The organism is Kitasatospora sp. NPDC051705, from assembly GCF_044453265.1.
GTDB lineage: Bacteria > Actinomycetota > Actinomycetes > Streptomycetales > Streptomycetaceae > Kitasatospora.
On sequence record NZ_JBITCO010000044.1, the window covers coordinates 1 to 14,524 of the forward strand.

The 14,524-nt window shown below is 74.2% G+C and carries 9 protein-coding genes and 1 pseudogene; 4 read left to right on the forward strand and 6 right to left on the reverse strand.

Features of this window, described 5'->3' with window-relative positions; translation table 11 throughout:
• Together ACIA8Q_RS32420 and ACIA8Q_RS32425 are read left to right on the forward strand one after the other, a co-directional pair.
• Positions 1 to 91: pseudogene (locus ACIA8Q_RS32420) on the forward strand (ABC transporter ATP-binding protein); the annotation flags it as partial.
• A gap of 56 nt (positions 92 to 147) precedes the next feature.
• On the forward strand, positions 148 to 2,766 hold the full coding sequence (locus tag ACIA8Q_RS32425; RefSeq protein ID WP_396318221.1) for an ABC transporter permease: 2,619 nt from the start codon (positions 148 to 150) through the stop codon (positions 2,764 to 2,766).
• A 202-nt stretch (positions 2,767 to 2,968) separates the two neighbouring features.
• Here the strand turns inward: ACIA8Q_RS32425 and efeU are convergent, their stop codons facing one another.
• From efeU to ACIA8Q_RS32445, 4 genes are all read right to left on the reverse strand, one after another.
• Positions 2,969 to 3,802 (reverse strand): iron uptake transporter permease EfeU, encoded by an 834-nt coding sequence (efeU, locus tag ACIA8Q_RS32430; protein WP_360212195.1) that lies wholly within the window; start codon positions 3,800 to 3,802, stop codon positions 2,969 to 2,971.
• Positions 3,803 to 3,850: 48 nt separating this feature from the next.
• Positions 3,851 to 5,167, reverse strand: a complete 1,317-nt coding sequence (gene efeB, locus ACIA8Q_RS32435; RefSeq protein ID WP_360212193.1) for an iron uptake transporter deferrochelatase/peroxidase subunit — start codon at positions 5,165 to 5,167, stop codon at positions 3,851 to 3,853.
• A 110-nt stretch (positions 5,168 to 5,277) separates the two neighbouring features.
• Complete coding sequence (gene efeO / locus ACIA8Q_RS32440; protein ID WP_360212191.1) at positions 5,278 to 6,426, reverse strand: iron uptake system protein EfeO; 1,149 nt, start codon at positions 6,424 to 6,426, stop codon at positions 5,278 to 5,280.
• Positions 6,427 to 6,763: 337 nt separating this feature from the next.
• Positions 6,764 to 7,588 carry an ABC transporter ATP-binding protein gene (locus tag ACIA8Q_RS32445; protein WP_396318222.1) on the reverse strand — a complete coding sequence of 275 codons (825 nt, stop codon included), beginning with the start codon at positions 7,586 to 7,588 and terminating at the stop codon, positions 6,764 to 6,766.
• 206 nt (positions 7,589 to 7,794) lie between these two features.
• Here ACIA8Q_RS32445 and ACIA8Q_RS32450 point away from each other — a divergent pair, with 206 nt between their 5' ends.
• Positions 7,795 to 10,050 carry an amino acid adenylation domain-containing protein gene (locus ACIA8Q_RS32450; protein ID WP_360212187.1) on the forward strand — a complete coding sequence of 752 codons (2,256 nt, stop codon included), beginning with the start codon at positions 7,795 to 7,797 and terminating at the stop codon, positions 10,048 to 10,050.
• Between the two features lie 99 nt (positions 10,051 to 10,149).
• Here ACIA8Q_RS32450 and ACIA8Q_RS32455 read toward each other — a convergent pair whose 3' ends face one another.
• Complete coding sequence (locus ACIA8Q_RS32455) at positions 10,150 to 11,478, reverse strand: hypothetical protein (protein ID WP_396318223.1); 1,329 nt, start codon at positions 11,476 to 11,478, stop codon at positions 10,150 to 10,152.
• Positions 11,479 to 11,683: 205 nt separating this feature from the next.
• Between ACIA8Q_RS32455 and ACIA8Q_RS32460 the strand changes: the two genes are divergently transcribed.
• Positions 11,684 to 13,276: a M4 family metallopeptidase gene (locus ACIA8Q_RS32460; protein ID WP_360212183.1), complete on the forward strand. Its 1,593-nt coding sequence runs from the start codon at positions 11,684 to 11,686 to the stop codon at positions 13,274 to 13,276.
• A gap of 89 nt (positions 13,277 to 13,365) precedes the next feature.
• Here the strand turns inward: ACIA8Q_RS32460 and ACIA8Q_RS32465 are convergent, their stop codons facing one another.
• Positions 13,366 to 14,127 (reverse strand): hypothetical protein, encoded by a 762-nt coding sequence (locus ACIA8Q_RS32465; protein ID WP_396318224.1) that lies wholly within the window; start codon positions 14,125 to 14,127, stop codon positions 13,366 to 13,368.
• Between the last annotated feature and the right edge of the window lie 397 nt (positions 14,128 to 14,524).

A 14,524-nucleotide genomic window follows, 5' to 3' on the forward strand; every position in this document is an offset into this window, starting at 1 on the left:
CGGCCGCATCGTCGACGAACTCCACACGCCCACCGCCGACACCGTCCTGGACCGCATGCGCCGCTTCGACGCCAAGGGCCGCACCAGCTGAGCCCGTTCGACCCCGACGCCACCGAACCACGAGCCCCCCAGGACTGACACTCCCCCATGTTCCGCACCGCACTGCGCAACGTGCTGGCCCACAAGGGCCGGCTCCTCATGACGACGCTCGCCGTCCTGCTCGGCACCGCCTTCGTGGCCGGCACGCTCGTCTTCTCCGACACCTTCGGCAACGCGCTCAGGACCCAGAACTCCAAGAGCTACACCGACATCGCCGTCACGGTCAGCGACCACGAGGCCGTCGGCCGCGGCTACGACCGCGGCGACCGGGCCGAGGCCGGCCCCTCCCTCACCGAGGACACCCGCACGGCCGTCGCGGCGCTGCCCGGCGCCGCCGACGCCCGCGGCGTGGTCAGCGGCTTCGCCGGCATCGCCGACCGCAAGGGCGCCCTCATCGGCGACGGCTTCTCCACCACCGGCACCAACTACGTGCCGGGCGCCGACGGCACCGACCCGCGCTACCCGCTGGTCGAGGGCCGCGGCCCGAAGGACGCCAAGGAGATCGCGCTCGACACCAGGACCGCCGACAAGGGCGGGTACAAGGTCGGCGACACCGTCCGCGTCGCCGTCAACGGCCCGGTGATGGAGCTCAAGCTCACCGGCACCCTGCACACCAACGACCCGCGCGTGGTGGCCGGCGGCTCGCTCGCCGCCTTCGACACCGCCACCGCCCAGCGGCTCTACCTCAGCCCCGGCCACTACGCCGAGCTGGACGTCAGGGCCAAGCCGGGCACCGACGACGCCGCGCTGCTCGCCGCCGTGAAGCAGGCCCTCCCGCAGGGCGACAACCTCGAGGCCAGGACCGGCCGCGAACTCGCCGCCGAACAGGACCGGATGATCGAGCAGGGCACCCGGATGCTCAGCACCTTCCTGCTGGGCTTCGCGGGCATCGCCCTGTTCGTCGGCGTCTTCATCATCGCCAACACCTTCGCCATGCTGGTCGCCCAGCGCACCCGGGAGCTGGCCCTGCTGCGCGCCGTCGGCGCCAGCCGCCGCCAGATCACCCGCTCGGTCCTGATCGAGGCGCTGCTGGTCGGCCTCGCCGCGTCGGTGGGCGGTCTGCTGGCCGGCATCGGGATCGCCGTCGGGCTCAAGGCCGTGCTCAACGGCCCGATGGACGCCAACCTGCCGGACGGCCCGCTGATCATCGCGCCGTCCACGGTGGTCACCGCGATCGCCGTCGGCGTCCTGGTGACGGTGCTGGCCGCCTGGCTGCCCGCCCGCCGCGCCTCCCGGATCGCCCCGGTCGCGGCGATGAGCTCGGTCGAGCAGCCCGCCACCCAGAAGAGCCTGCGGGTGCGCAACGCGATCGGCCTGCTGTTCACCCTGGCCGGCGGTGGCGCGCTGGCGGCCGGCGTGGGCGGCAAGGAGGTCAAGCTGGTCGGTCTCGGTGCGGGCGCGCTGCTGATCGGCGTGTTCGTGCTGACCCCGCTGCTCTCCCGGCCGCTGATCGCGCTGTTCGCCCCGCTGCTGCGCAGGCTGTACGGCACGCCGGGGAAGCTGGCCCGGGAGAACGCCGTCCGCAACCCCCGGCGCACCGCCGCCACGGCCTCCGCGCTGACCATCGGCGTCACCCTGATCACCTCGCTGACCGTGGTCGGCGCCTCGGTGAACGAGGCCCTGGACAAGTCCACCGGGAGCGACCTCAAGGCCGACTACGCCGTCGCGATGAAGAACTTCTCGATGCTCTCCCCCGAGGTCGCCACCCAGGTCGCCAGGACGCCCGGCGTCAGCGCGATGAGCGTGGAGCGCACCGTCCCGGTGAAGACCGCCGCGAACGGCTCGCACGGCACGCACGGCACGCACGGATCGGGCGACGCGGACGGCCCGGACGGCACGACCACCGAGTACCTGCGGGCCGTCGACGCGGCGACCATCGACCGGCTGGCCACGATCAAGGTCAAGGAGGGGTCGGCGGACGCGCTGAAGCAGGGCCGGCTGATGGTGAGCGCCGGCACCTCGGAGCGCACCGGCTACCGGGTCGGCGACGCCGTCGCGGTCACCTACCCGGACGGCACCAAGGGGTCGCTCACCGTCGGTGCCGTGCTGGAGGCCAACACCGCGCTGGCCGGCTTCGTCGCCCCCGACGCCGTGGTCGGCCCGCACGCGGCGCCCGGCAGCGGCCTGGAACGGATCCTGGTGAAGGGCGCGGACGGCGCCACCGGCGGGCTGAAGCAGGCGCTGCGGGACGCCACCGGCGGCAACCCGCTGATCGCGGTCAAGGGCGACGAGGACATCAAGGCGGAGAGCCGCCAGATGGTCACCAACGTGCTGAACGTCATGTACGGGCTGCTCGGGATGTCCGTGGTGATCGCGGTGCTCGGCGTGGTCAACACCATGGCGATGTCGGTCTACGAGCGCCGCCGGGAGATCGGCATGCTACGGGCGATCGGCCTGGACCGCCGGGGCATCGGCCGGATGGTGCGACTGGAGTCGCTGCTGATCGCGCTGTTCGGCGGCGTGGTCGGGATCGGGCTCGGCGTCCTGGTCGCCTGGGCGGGCAACCGCACGATGGCGGACTCCTTCAAGGACATGACCACCGTGGTGCCGCCGCTGCAGATCCTCGGCTTCCTGGTCGCGGCCGCGGTGATCGGCCTGCTCGCCGCCCTGTGGCCGGCCCGCCGGGCCGCCCGGATGGACATCCTGGGCGCGATCAAGAGCGAGTAGCGGCCCCGCTCACGTCACCCCGGAGCCCCGGGCGGTCCAGGACCTCCCGGGGCTCCGCCGCGTCCCGGCCCCGCCCCGCACACCCCTGCCCGACCCGGACACCCCCGCCCCGTACCGCGGCCCCCGGCGGGGTGCCGGGGGCCGGACGCGCGACCGCCCCGGCCGGCGGGGGCCGGTCGGGGCGGGGCGGGGGTGCGGGAGGTCAGGCGGCGGGCTTGGCCGCGACGGGCTTCGCCCGGCCCCCGAACAGGTTGAAGAAGACGGCGAGGGTCGGCGCCAGGTAGAGCAGCCAGACCACCAGCTGCAGGACCGTCGGGTCCGGCTGGAAGTTGAAGACGCCCTTGAGCAGGGTGCCGTACCAGCTGTCCTTCGGGATGGTGCTGGAGATGTCGAAGGCCTGGCTGTGCAGGCCCGGCAGCCAGCCGGCCTCCTGCAGGTCGTGCACGCCGTAGGCGAGTACGCCGGCCGCGACGACCACCAGCATGGCGCCGGTCCAGGTGAAGAACTTCGCCAGGTTGATCTTCAGTGCGCCGCGGTAGAACAGCCAGCCGAGCACCACCGAGGTGAGCAGGCCGAGGGCCGCGCCGATCAGCGGGTTGTAGCCGTCCCCGGTGGCCTGCACCGCGGACCAGATGAACAGGGCGGTCTCCAGGCCCTCCCGGCCGACGGCCAGGAAGGCGGTGACCACCAGGGCCGTGGTGCCCATGGCGACGGCCGCGTCGAGCTTGCCGTGCAGTTCGGTCTTCAGGTGCCGGGCGGTGCGGCGCATCCAGAACACCATCCAGGTGACCAGCCCGACCGAGATGATCGACAGCGAGCCGCCGAGCGCCTCCTGCGCCTCGAAGGTGAGCTGCGAGGAGCCGAACTGCAGCACCGCGCCGAAGGCCATGCTGAGCACGACGGCCGAGACGACGCCGGTCCACACCGGCGGGAGCTTGTCCCGGCGGTCGGTCTTGACCAGGTAGGCGATCAGGATGCAGACGACCAGGCTGGCTTCGAGGCCTTCGCGCAGGCCGATCAGGTAGTTGCCGAACACGCGGGCTCCTGGGGGGTGTCGAGGTGGTACGGGGGAACGCGGTCGGGATCAGCCGAACAGGGCCTGGCCCCACCACTCCCCGGGCTTGCGGACGCCCGCCGGGCAGGCGAAGTGGGCGGAGCCGACGTGCTGGATGTACTCGTTGAGCTTGTCGCTGCCCGCGAGCCGCTGCTGGAGCGGGACGAAGGCCTTGCGGGTGTCACGCTGGTAGGCGAGGAAGAACAGGCCGGCGTCCAGGCGGCCGAGGCCGTCGGTGCCGTCGGTGAAGGAGAAGCCGCGGCGCAGGATCATCAGACCGCTGTTGGCGTCCGGGTGGGCCAGGGCGACGTGGGAGTCGGCGGGCATGGCCTTGAGGTCCGGCGCGTCGTGCTCCTTGGCCTTGCCGTACGGGGCGCCCTCGCCCTTGGTGCGGCCGAAGACGTCCTCCTGCTCCTTGAGCGAGGTGCGGTCCCAGGTCTCGATGTGCATCCGGATGCGCCGGGCGACGAGGTAGGAGCCGCCGGTCATCCAGTCGGCGCCGTCGCCGGGGGCCGCCCACACGTGGTCGGCGAGCTTGGCGGTGTCGGTGCCCGCGATGTTGTGGGTGCCGTCCTTGAAGCCCATCAGGTTGCGCGGGGTCTGCGCGTCCGGGGTGGTGGAGGAGGTCTTGCCGAAGCCGAGCTGCGACCAGCGGATGTTGACGGTGCCCATGCCGATGCGGGCCAGGTTGCGGATGGCGTGCACGGCGACCTGCGGGTCGTCGGCGCAGGCCTGGATGCAGATGTCGCCGCCGCTGCGCAGCGGGTCGAGCTTGTCGCCCTTGAACGCGGGCAGGTCGATCAGGGCTTCGGGGCGCCTGGCCTTGAGGCCGAAGCGGTCGACCGGCTGACCGTCCGGGCCGGTCTTCTCGAACAGGGTGGGGCCGAAGCCGATGGTGAGGGTGAGCCGGGAGGCGGGCAGGCCGAGGGCCTCGCCGGTGTCGTCCGGCGGCGCCTCGGGCAGGCCGCTGGCGGCGCCGGTGCCGACCTCGCGGCCGCCGGTCATCGCGGCGGCGGCCTTGGTCCACTCCTTGAGCATCTTGACCAGCGACTCGCGGGTGGCCTTGTCGGAGACGTCGAAGGCGGCGAAGTGCAGGCGGTCCTGGACGGGGGTGGCGATGCCGGCCTGGTTGTCGCCGTAGAAGGGCACCTCGGCGCCGGCCTGGGCGGCGGGTGCCGGGGCGGGGTCGTCCTGGCGGGTGGCCGCGGCGACCGAGCCGACGGCGGCGGCGCCGAGCGCGACACCCGCGCCGGCCCAGCCGATCACGGCCCGGCGGCTGACGCCGCCGGCGGGGGCGGCGTCGGTGCCGGCCGGGGCTTCGGTCTGCTGCTGGTTCTCGGCGTCCATCGGCGGGTGGATCCTTCTCTGTGCTGACTCGCCGATGCCGTGGCGGCCGCTTGGGGGCCGCCACGGCGTCGGTGGAGGGGTGGGGACGGTGCTCGGTGGTGCCGGGGTCGTTACTTGACGACGACGGCGGCGGCCAGCTTCGACAGCGGCTCGCCCAGCGAGTTGACCGCGTCGGAGAAGGTCTTGCGCTCGGCCTCGGTGACCTTGTCGTAGGAGGTGAAGGTGCCGTCGGCCTGCTTGTACTTGGCGAGCAGGGCGGTGATGGCGGTGAACTCGGAGTCGAGGGTCTTGGCGAGCTCCGGGTCCTTCTCGGCGGCGACGGGCTTCAGCAGCTCGTAGGCCTTCTGCGCACCCTCGACGTTGGCCTGGAAGTCGGCCAGGTCGGTGTGGCTGTAGCGGTCCTCCTCGCCGGTGATCTTGTTGGTGGCGACCTCGTCCAGCAGCTCCTTGGCGCCGTTGGCCATGCTGGTCGCGGTGATCTCGGCGGAGGGGATCTTCTTCTGCCAGTCCTTGAGGTCGTTGACCAGCTGGGTGGCGAGGGTCTTCTCGTCGTCGCCGATCCTGGCGTCGGCCCAGAGCGACTTCTCCAGCTTGTGCCAGCCGGTCCACTGCTGGCCGGCCTCGACCTTGTCCTCGCGGGTGTCGGTCTTGGGGTCGACGTCGCCGAAGCTCTCCGCGACGGGCTCGGTGCGCTCCCAGCCGGTGCGCGAGGGCGCGTAGAGCGACTTGGCCTTCTCGACGTCGCCGGCGGTGATCGCGGCGGCGAAGGCCTCGACGGCCGGGATGGTGGCGTCGGCCTGCTCCTGGGCGTACTTGCGGTAGGCCTCGACGGCGGTGGCCAGGCGCGGGTCGGCTGCGGCGGCGCTGCCGCCCTCGCCGGTCACGGTGATCTTCTGGCGGATGCCGTCGCCGACCATGCCGGGCTTGCAGGCGATCTCGTAGGAGCCGGCCTTGATCTCGGCGTTGATGGTGGCCTTGGTGCCGGGGCCGATGTTCTCGCGCTCGGTGATGATCTTGTCACCGTCGCCGTAGACGTAGACCTCGGTGGTCTTGGCGCCCTTGTTGCTGATGTCGAGGACGACGTGGCCGGCCGGGAACGTGGTCTTGGAGACCTCGCAGGCGGTGTCGGTGGCGTTGATCTTGACGGCGTCGGCGCCGCCCGCCTTGTCGTCCTTCTTGTCCGCGCAGCCCGCCAGGGTGGCGGTCGCCACGGCGAGGGTGAGCAGCGCGGCTGCAGTGGTACGGCGACGGGCGGACATACGGGCTCCAACGGAGAGGGCAGGGTGGACCTGGGCAGCACTGAGTGTGGGCGGGGGGAACCGGGGGCACCGGTCCCCCCGCCCACTTAGCTAAGGCATACCTTAGGGAAATCTGATTTCAGCGTCTACACCGCCCCCCACCTGTCAATCCGTCAGGTGGGGGGAACCCTTGCGGGCCGCCGTCCGTCAGCCCACGACCTCATGCCCGGGCACCCTCGCGGGCCGCCGTCCGTCAGCCCACGACCTCATGCCCGGGCACCCTCGCGGGCCGCCGCCCGTCAGCCCACGACCTCATGCCCGGGCACCCTCGCGGGCCGCCGCCCGTCAGCCCACGGCCTCACGCCCCGGGCACCCGGCGGGCGGCCGCGCGGGCCGTCCAGCGGCCCTCGTGGCGGCTGATCCGGATCGGATGGCCGAAGGTCTCGCTGATCAGCCCCGTGGTCATCACCTCGTCCACCGGCCCGGCCGCCACGCACTCCCCCGCCCGCAGCAGCAGGGCGTGCGTGGTGCTCTCCGGCAGCTCCTCCAGGTGGTGGGTGACCAGCACGCTGGCCAGCTCGGGGTGCTGGTGGCGCAGCAGGTCCAGGCTGTCCAGCAGCAGCTCGCGGGCGGTGAGGTCCAGTCCGGTGGCGGGCTCGTCGAGCAGCAGCAGCCGCGGGCTGGGCATCAGCGCGCGGGCGATCAGGGCCCGGCCGCGCTCGCCCTGGGAGAGCGTGGTCCACGGGGAGTCGGCCATCGGGGCCATGCCGAGCGTCCCGATCAGCTGCTCGGCCCGGGCCAGCACCTCGGGGGCGGCCTTGCGGTGCCACTCCGGCTCGATGGTGTTGGTGTGCCCGGTCAGCACCACCTCGCGCACGCTCAGCGGGGAGCGCAGCGGGTGGCGGGGGTTGACGTGCCCGAGGTGGGCGCGCAGCTCACGGATGTCCACCCGGCCGAGCCGGCGGCCCAGCACGTCCACCTCCCCGCGGGTCGGGTGGGAGACCGCGCCGAGCAGCGCGAGCAGGGTGGACTTCCCCGCCCCGTTCGGCCCGAGCAGCGCCCAGTGCTCGCCGGCCTCGATGGTGAGGGAGATCCCGCGCAGCAGGTGGCGGCCGTCGCGCACGACGTCCACGTCCCGGGTGCGCAGCAGTGGGCCCTCGAAGGACGGGGCGGACGAACTCATGGGGGCGGACCTCCGATCACGGCACCGGGCAGGGTACGGGCGTGGCGCCGTACCGGCCGGTACGGCGCCGACCGTCCGCGTGCAGAGTACAACCGGGGCCCCAGGCAAGATCGCTTCGTCCGAGGGATGGACGCGCCAGGGCCCTTTTGCCCGGCCGGAGTTGGGAGGATGATCGGTGCTTCCGGAGCGACGAGGGGAGCGCCGTCATGACGGACGGGGAGACCACGGACGGGGAGCCGACGGGCAGAGCGGCGGCGGTCGGGGAGGCCGCCGTCGGGGAGGCGGCGGGGGGCGCCGCGCTCGGGGAGGCGACGGGCGGCCCGGGGGTCGGGGAGCCCGCGGTCGGGAAGGCCGCGGTCGGGGCACCGCCGGCGGCCGGCACGGTGCACGGACTGGTCGAGGAGCAGGCCCGGCTGGCCCCGCTCGCCGTCGCCGTCCGGTGCGGGGCCGAGGAGCTGACGTACCGGGAGCTGGACGCCCGGGCCACCGCACTCGCCCGCGACCTGGCGTCCCGCGGCCTGGCCCCGGGCGGCCGGGCGGCCGTCGCGCTCGGCCGCGGGACGGGCGTCTACGTCGCCCTGCTCGCCGTGCTGAAGACCGGCGCCGCCTACGTGCCGCTGGAGCCGAGCGCGCCGGACGCGCTGCTGCGGCACGTGCTGACCGACGCCGCACCGGACCTGGTGGTCACCGAGGAGGGCCACCGGGTGCGGCTCGCCGACGCCGGCGGCGCACCGGTCGTCTGCCCGGACCTGACCGTGTCGGCGGACGGCCCGTTCGACGCCCCGGCCACCGGCCCCGCCGACCTCGCCTGCGTCTTCTACACCTCCGGAACCACCGGCCCGCCCACCGGCGCGCTGATCGGGCACGACAACCTGCTGGCCGCCCACCGCGGCTGGTGCGAGGTGTACGGGCTGACCGCCGAGGACCGGATCCTGCAGACGGCGAGCCTGGAGTTCGACGTCTTCACCGCCGACTGGGTGCGCGCCCTGTGCACCGGGGCCGCCCTCGTCGTCGCCCCGCGCAACCTCACCCTGGACCGCACCGCCGACGTCGCCGAGCTGCCCGCGCTGGTCGCCGACGAGCGGATCACCGTCGTGGAGCTGAACGTGCGCACCGCGCGCCGGCTGAGCGCCTTCCTCGAACGGACCGGCCGCGCCCTGCCCGGGGTGCGGCTGCTGACCGTCGGCGCCGAGAAGTGGTACCTGGACGAGCAGCTGGGCCTGCAACGGCTGCTCGGCGAGCGGACCAGGGTGCTCAATGTCTACGGCCTGGCCGAGGCCACCGTCGACAGCACCTACTTCGACGCCCGGGGCAGCGCCGTCGCCGACGGCGGCGAACGGGTCTCGCTGGTCGGCCGGCCCTTCCCCGGCACCCGGGTCTACGTGGTCGGGCCGAAGGGCCTCCCCGTCGCGCCCGGGCGGCCCGGCGAGATCGCCGTCGCCGGGAGCGGGCTCGGCCGGGGCTACCTCGACCGGCCCGACGACACCCGGCGGCGCTTCGTCCGGGCCGACTTCGACCCGGACGGGCGGGTGCTGCTGACCGGGGACGTCGGACTGCTGCGCCCGGACGGCGTCCTGGAGTTCCTCGGCCGGGCCGCCACCGTGCTCGGTCCGGTCGACCACCCCGGCAAGGCCTCGGCGGTGGCCACGGTGCTGACGGCCGCCCGGGCCGAGGGCGTGCTGCGCTCGCACCCCGCGGTCCGGGAGGCCGCCGTGGTGGAGCTGGAGCCGCGGCCCGGGCAGCGGCGGCTGGTCGGCTACGCGGTGGCCGAGCCGGCCGCGGACGGCGCCGACGGCTGGTCGCTCTCGCAGCACCTGGCGGCGGAACTGCCGGGCGCCGCCGCGCCCTCGGCGGTCGTGGTGGTGCCGGACCTGCCGCGCACCCGGGCGGGCAAGCTGGACCGCTCCGCGCTGCCGTTGCCCGCACCGCCGGAGCACACCGCCGCGCGGACGGCCGCGCTCACCGCCGGGCGCCCGGTGAAGGCGGGCGGCGGGAAGGCGGGCGGCAAGGCCGGGGGCGGCGGCTCCGAGAGCCGCTCCGTCGCCGGCTGCGCGGCGGTCTTCTGCGTGCTGCTGTTCGGCGCCGGCGCGTGGGCGATCACCGACGAGTTCTTCCCCGGCTCCACCGACGTCTCGCTGGTCCCGTCCCCCTACGACGCGTACTTCAGGCTGTTGTACCTCTGCGAGAACCTGGCGTTCGGCGCGGGCGTGGTCTACCTCGCCGCCGGCTTCGAGGCCGTGCTGCGACAGGGACGGCCGTACCGGCTGTCCGTGCTGACCCATCTCGCGATCACCTGGCTGCTGGTCAACTGGTGGCCGCAGGACAACCTGTACCGCCTCACCAGCGCCACGGACTGGCCGCGCGAGACGGCGCTGGTGTTCGCCTTCAACATCCCGCTGATGCTCGCGGCGCTGGTCGTGGTGCGGTTCGTGGTCTGGCGGCCGCCGGTGGGCGAGCAGTAGCGGGCGGCGGCCGCCGGGGGGCCGCCCGGAGCGGGTGAAGCGCCGTCGCCGAAACGGCGATCGGTCGCCCGAGGCGGCCGCGCGCGTCCCGACCGCCCGTCACCGCAGGGCTTCGAACATCCCGGCCAGGGCGTGGTTCGCCGCCGCCAGCAGCGCCTGTGCCGCGTCCAGCGCCTCGGCGTCGGTCCCGGCCAGGGCGAGGCCGACGACGGGCTCCGGGTCGTGGCCGGCCGTCGGGATCAGCGGCAACAGGGTGACCCCGAGCCGGGCGCAGGCCGGGCGCAGCCGGTCGAGGTGGTCGTGGAGCGCCTCCTGGGCGAGGCGGGCTCCCAGGGGCATCGCGTCCAGGGTGCGGACGAGGTGGCCCGGCCCGCGCACCCGGTCCAGCCGTTCCCGCAGCACGAAGGCGACGGCCGGGCCGGTGAGCCGCAGGTTGATCTCGGTGGGGGCGAGCCGGCGGCGGCGGTCGGTGACGAAGTCCACGTCGAACCAGCCGCGGTAGCCCTCGGCGGCCAGCCGCTCCCCCACCGCGAGGGCGAACCGGCGGGCCGTCCCCGCGGCGGCGTCCGGCACCGCGCCGGGCCCGACGGTGACGCCCTGGTAGCGGGTGCCGGCCACCGCCATGACTCCGGCGCCGACCGGGTGGACGGCCCCGTCGGAGCCGATCACCACGTCGTAGGTGAGGTCGCGCAGCCGGGCGGCCGGGCCCGGGTCGACGTGCTCCTCCAGCAGCAACCCGCCCCGGGCCGGGAGGACTTCGGTGCGGACCAGCCGCCGCAGCAGGGCCCGGCCGCCGCCCGCGGCGAACAGGTCGGCGGGTTCCACCACGACGGTGCCGTAGCCGCCGACGCCGTGCGGGCTCTTCAGGACGGTGGTGAGCCCCCGGGCCGCGCGGGCGGTCAGCCGGCGGGCGGTGCGGCCCCGGCCGCCCGGGCACTCCTGGGCGGGGACGTGGACGTCCGGGTGGGCGGGGGCGAGTTCGGTGAACAGCTCGTGGGCGGCCGCCTTGGACTCGTAGCGGCGCACGGTGGCCAGTTCGGGCCCCTCGCCCTGGTCCGCGGTGCGGCCCCAGTGGACCACCGGTCCGCCGAGGCCGGCGATCCGTGCCCTCAGGGCCGGCCGTCCGGCGAGCGCCCGGGCGACCGTGCTCCCCGGCGAGACTCCCCGGTGCACCTCGACCGGGCCCCATTCCAGCTCCCGGGCCAGCCAGTCCGTCCACTCCGGGGCGACCTCCGCGGGCAGCACCAGCAGGGCCGGTTCGGGGCTGTAGCAGGCGGCCAGGCAGGCGTAGTGGTGCGCCTGCCGCAGGCGGCGGGCGCGTTGGGCGCCGTCCATCCCCGGGGCGAAGAACTGCTCGTTGAAGTCCGCGACGTTGCCCACGTGGACCGCCGCCCGCCCGCCGGTCCAGGCCCCCACCCATCCGTCCATGGCGCCGAGCCTAGAGCCGTGCGCGGGTGTGCGTAAGCGAGTGTCACGACGGGAGTGTGGGCGCAATGTTAACTTCTGATCATTTTTGATTTGAACAGGACACAACTTGGCAAAGTTATGACCTTCCCTCTAGCTCCAGCTGACTGCTCGCCGTCAATCTCAGTCGCAGCTCTTTTCCCTGCAGCTAACCCCCACTGGAGTCAGAGTGAGCCCCACCTCCTCCTCCCGCCGCCCCCTCGCGGCCGGAGCCATCGCGGTCGTCGCCGCCCTCGTCGCCGTCGCCGTTCCCACCGGAACCGCCTCCGCGGCCACCGGCACCCGCGACGCCGCGATAGCCCAGGCCCGCGCCAACGTCGCCCGCAACGCCGGGACGTTCGGCTTCGGCGCGGGTCAGGACCTCGTGGTCAAGGACGTCGTCCTGGACGCCGACGGCAGCCAGCACGTCCGCTTCGACCGCACCTACCAGGGCCTCCCGGTGGTCGGCGGCGACCTCGTCGTCCACCAGGACTCCCGCGGCCGGCTCAAGGACTCCTCCCGCGCCGCCGCCCACGACGCCGCCGTGAAGTCCACCGTCCCGAAGGTCCCCGCGCAGGCCGGCGCCGCCGAGGGCATCGCCGCCGCACCCGGCGTCAGGGACGCCGTGAGCAGCCCCGAACTGGTCGTCTGGGCCGCCGACGGCACCCCCCGGCTCGCCTGGCGCACCACCGTCGAGGGCACCGGCGAGCACGGCGAGCCCGCCGGCCGGGTGGTCGTCACCGACGCCACCACCGGCGAGCAGATCGAGTCGTACGACGCCGAGCACGAGGCCTCCGGCACCGGCCACTCCGAGTACACCGGCGACATCACCATCGACACCACCCAGACCAGCGGCGGCTACACGCTCACCGACCCGGTCCGCGGCCACGTCACCAAGGACGCCCACAACCTCGCCGCCGCCTCGGTCAAGGCGAGCTCCGGCACCGCCTTCACCAGCACCACCAACGTCTGGGGCGACGGGAAGAAGTTCTCCACCGACCGCTCCACCGCCGCCGTCGACGCCCACGCCAACACCGCCTGGACGTACGACTACTACAAGAACACCTTCGGCCGGAACGGCATCAAGAACGACGGCAAGGGCGCCACCGTCTTCGTGCACGTCGGCACCAACTGGGACAACGCCCAGTGGTCCGACAGCTGCTTCTGCATGATGACCGGTGACGGCGACGGCAGCCACGACCCCGAGCAGGTCGACCTCGACACCATGGGCCACGAGATGACCCACGGCGTCACCAGCGCCACCGCCAACCTGCGCTACAGCGGGGAGTCCGGCGGCCTCAACGAGTCCACCAGCGACATCTTCGGCACGATGGTCGAGTGGTACGCCAACAACAAGGTCGACACCCCCGACTACCTGTTCAGCGACCAGTCCACCCCGCCGTGGCTGCGCCGCTTCGACAAGCCCTCGCTGGACGGCGCCTCGGCGGACTGCTGGAGCAGCTCGGTCGGCAAGCTGAACGTGCACAACTCCTCGGGCGTCGGCAACCACTGGTTCTTCCTGGCCAGCGAGGGCAGCGGCAGCCGGACCATCAACGGCTTCACCTACAACAGCCCCACCTGCAACGGCTCCACGGTCACCGGCATCGGCAACCAGAAGGTCGCCAAGATCTGGTACCGGGCGCTGACCGTCTACATGACGTCCACCACCAACTACAAGGGCGCCCGCACCGCCTCGCTGAGCGCGGCCAAGGACCTCTACGGCCTCAACAGCACCGAGTACAAGGCGATCGCGGCGGCGTGGAGCGGCGTCAACGTCAACTGACGCACGGTCGGCTGACCGGCCGGGCGGCGGCACGCCCGGTCAGTCACCGGTCGGGCGGCGGTCGGGGCCGCCCGGTCGGGGCCGCCCGGTCAGGCGGTGAACCCGACGTGGACGTGGTCGTGGTGGGTGTCGTCGGTGAAGAACTGGTTGCCGGCGCCCCGGATCGCCACCGGCCCGCCCACGTTGTACGACCCGGCGGCCGCCGCGTCCCGCATGAAGGACTCGACCAGCGCGCGGGACGTCCCCGGGTCCACCACCGGGTGGCCGTCGATCCGCCACACGTCGAAGGCCCGGCCCTGCGGATGGTCGCTGGGCCGGGTCGTGCCGAACACCAGCAACGGGTGGCCGGACCGCACCACGCTCACCGAGAGCGTGTACGGGCCGGCCAGCCGCAGCATCGCCTCCAGCACGCTGTCGTGCACGGCGCCGCTGCGCAGGTCGGCCGCCGCCCCGGGCGGCAGCTCGATCCTCGGCTCGGCGAACACCCGGGCCACCGCGGGCGGCGGCGTCGGCACGGCCGGGCCCGGCTCCCCCGGGTGCAGCTCGGTGACCGTCCAGCGCGGCTCGGACCGGCTCAGCCGGACGTCCACCGTGCAGCCGCCCTCGGCCACCGACCCGTCGGGCCCGCGGGTCCACTGACGGCACACCACCAGCACGCTCGCCGAGTCGGCGAGGATCCCGCCGTACTGGGCGTCGATCACCTCCAGGCTCGCCTCCGGCGCCGGCGGCGCCAGCGGGCCGGCCTGGTCCGCCAGGGCGGGCGGCAGGCCCAGCGCCGCCACCCGGGCCCGCGCCGCGGCCACGCCCTGGCCGCCCGGCGGCCAGGCCCCGAGCGCGGCGACCAGCTCCACGGCACGCCGCTTGACGTCGGGCTGCACCTCGGACGGGCCGGGCTGCCAGAGCGGGGGGTTGGGCAGCGGGCTCGCCGCCCCGGTCGGCGTCGCACCGGATGTGTCGCCCGGGGTTCCGCCCGCCGTCGGAGTGGTGGCGACGCTGCCGCCGGACGCCGCGGTCGTGCCCGGTGACGTGCTCCCCGGAGCCGAAGCGCTCCCCCGGCCCGCCGACCCCGACCCCGCCGGACCCGCGCCCGCCGCCGGCTTCCCGGCCCCGCCGCCGCACCCCGCCGCCCCCAGCAGCAGCGCCGCCGCACCGGCCCTCAGCACCCCGCGCCGGCCGGTGCCCCGTCCTCGTCCACCGTCTCCGCTCGTCACGCGGCCAGTATGCGGCGGCGCCCGGCCCGGCGGACGG

Coding starts and splice junctions, on each gene's coding strand:
- ACIA8Q_RS32425 (WP_396318221.1), top strand. CDS start 148: ATGTTCCGCACCGCACTGCGCAACGTGCTGGCCCACAAGGGCCGGCTC.
- ACIA8Q_RS32445 (WP_396318222.1), bottom strand. CDS start 7,588: ATGAGTTCGTCCGCCCCGTCCTTCGAGGGCCCACTGCTGCGCACCCGG.
- ACIA8Q_RS32455 (WP_396318223.1), bottom strand. CDS start 11,478: ATGGACGGATGGGTGGGGGCCTGGACCGGCGGGCGGGCGGCGGTCCAC.
- efeO (WP_360212191.1), bottom strand. CDS start 6,426: ATGTCCGCCCGTCGCCGTACCACTGCAGCCGCGCTGCTCACCCTCGCC.
- ACIA8Q_RS32450 (WP_360212187.1), top strand. CDS start 7,795: ATGACGGACGGGGAGACCACGGACGGGGAGCCGACGGGCAGAGCGGCG.
- efeB (WP_360212193.1), bottom strand. CDS start 5,167: ATGGACGCCGAGAACCAGCAGCAGACCGAAGCCCCGGCCGGCACCGAC.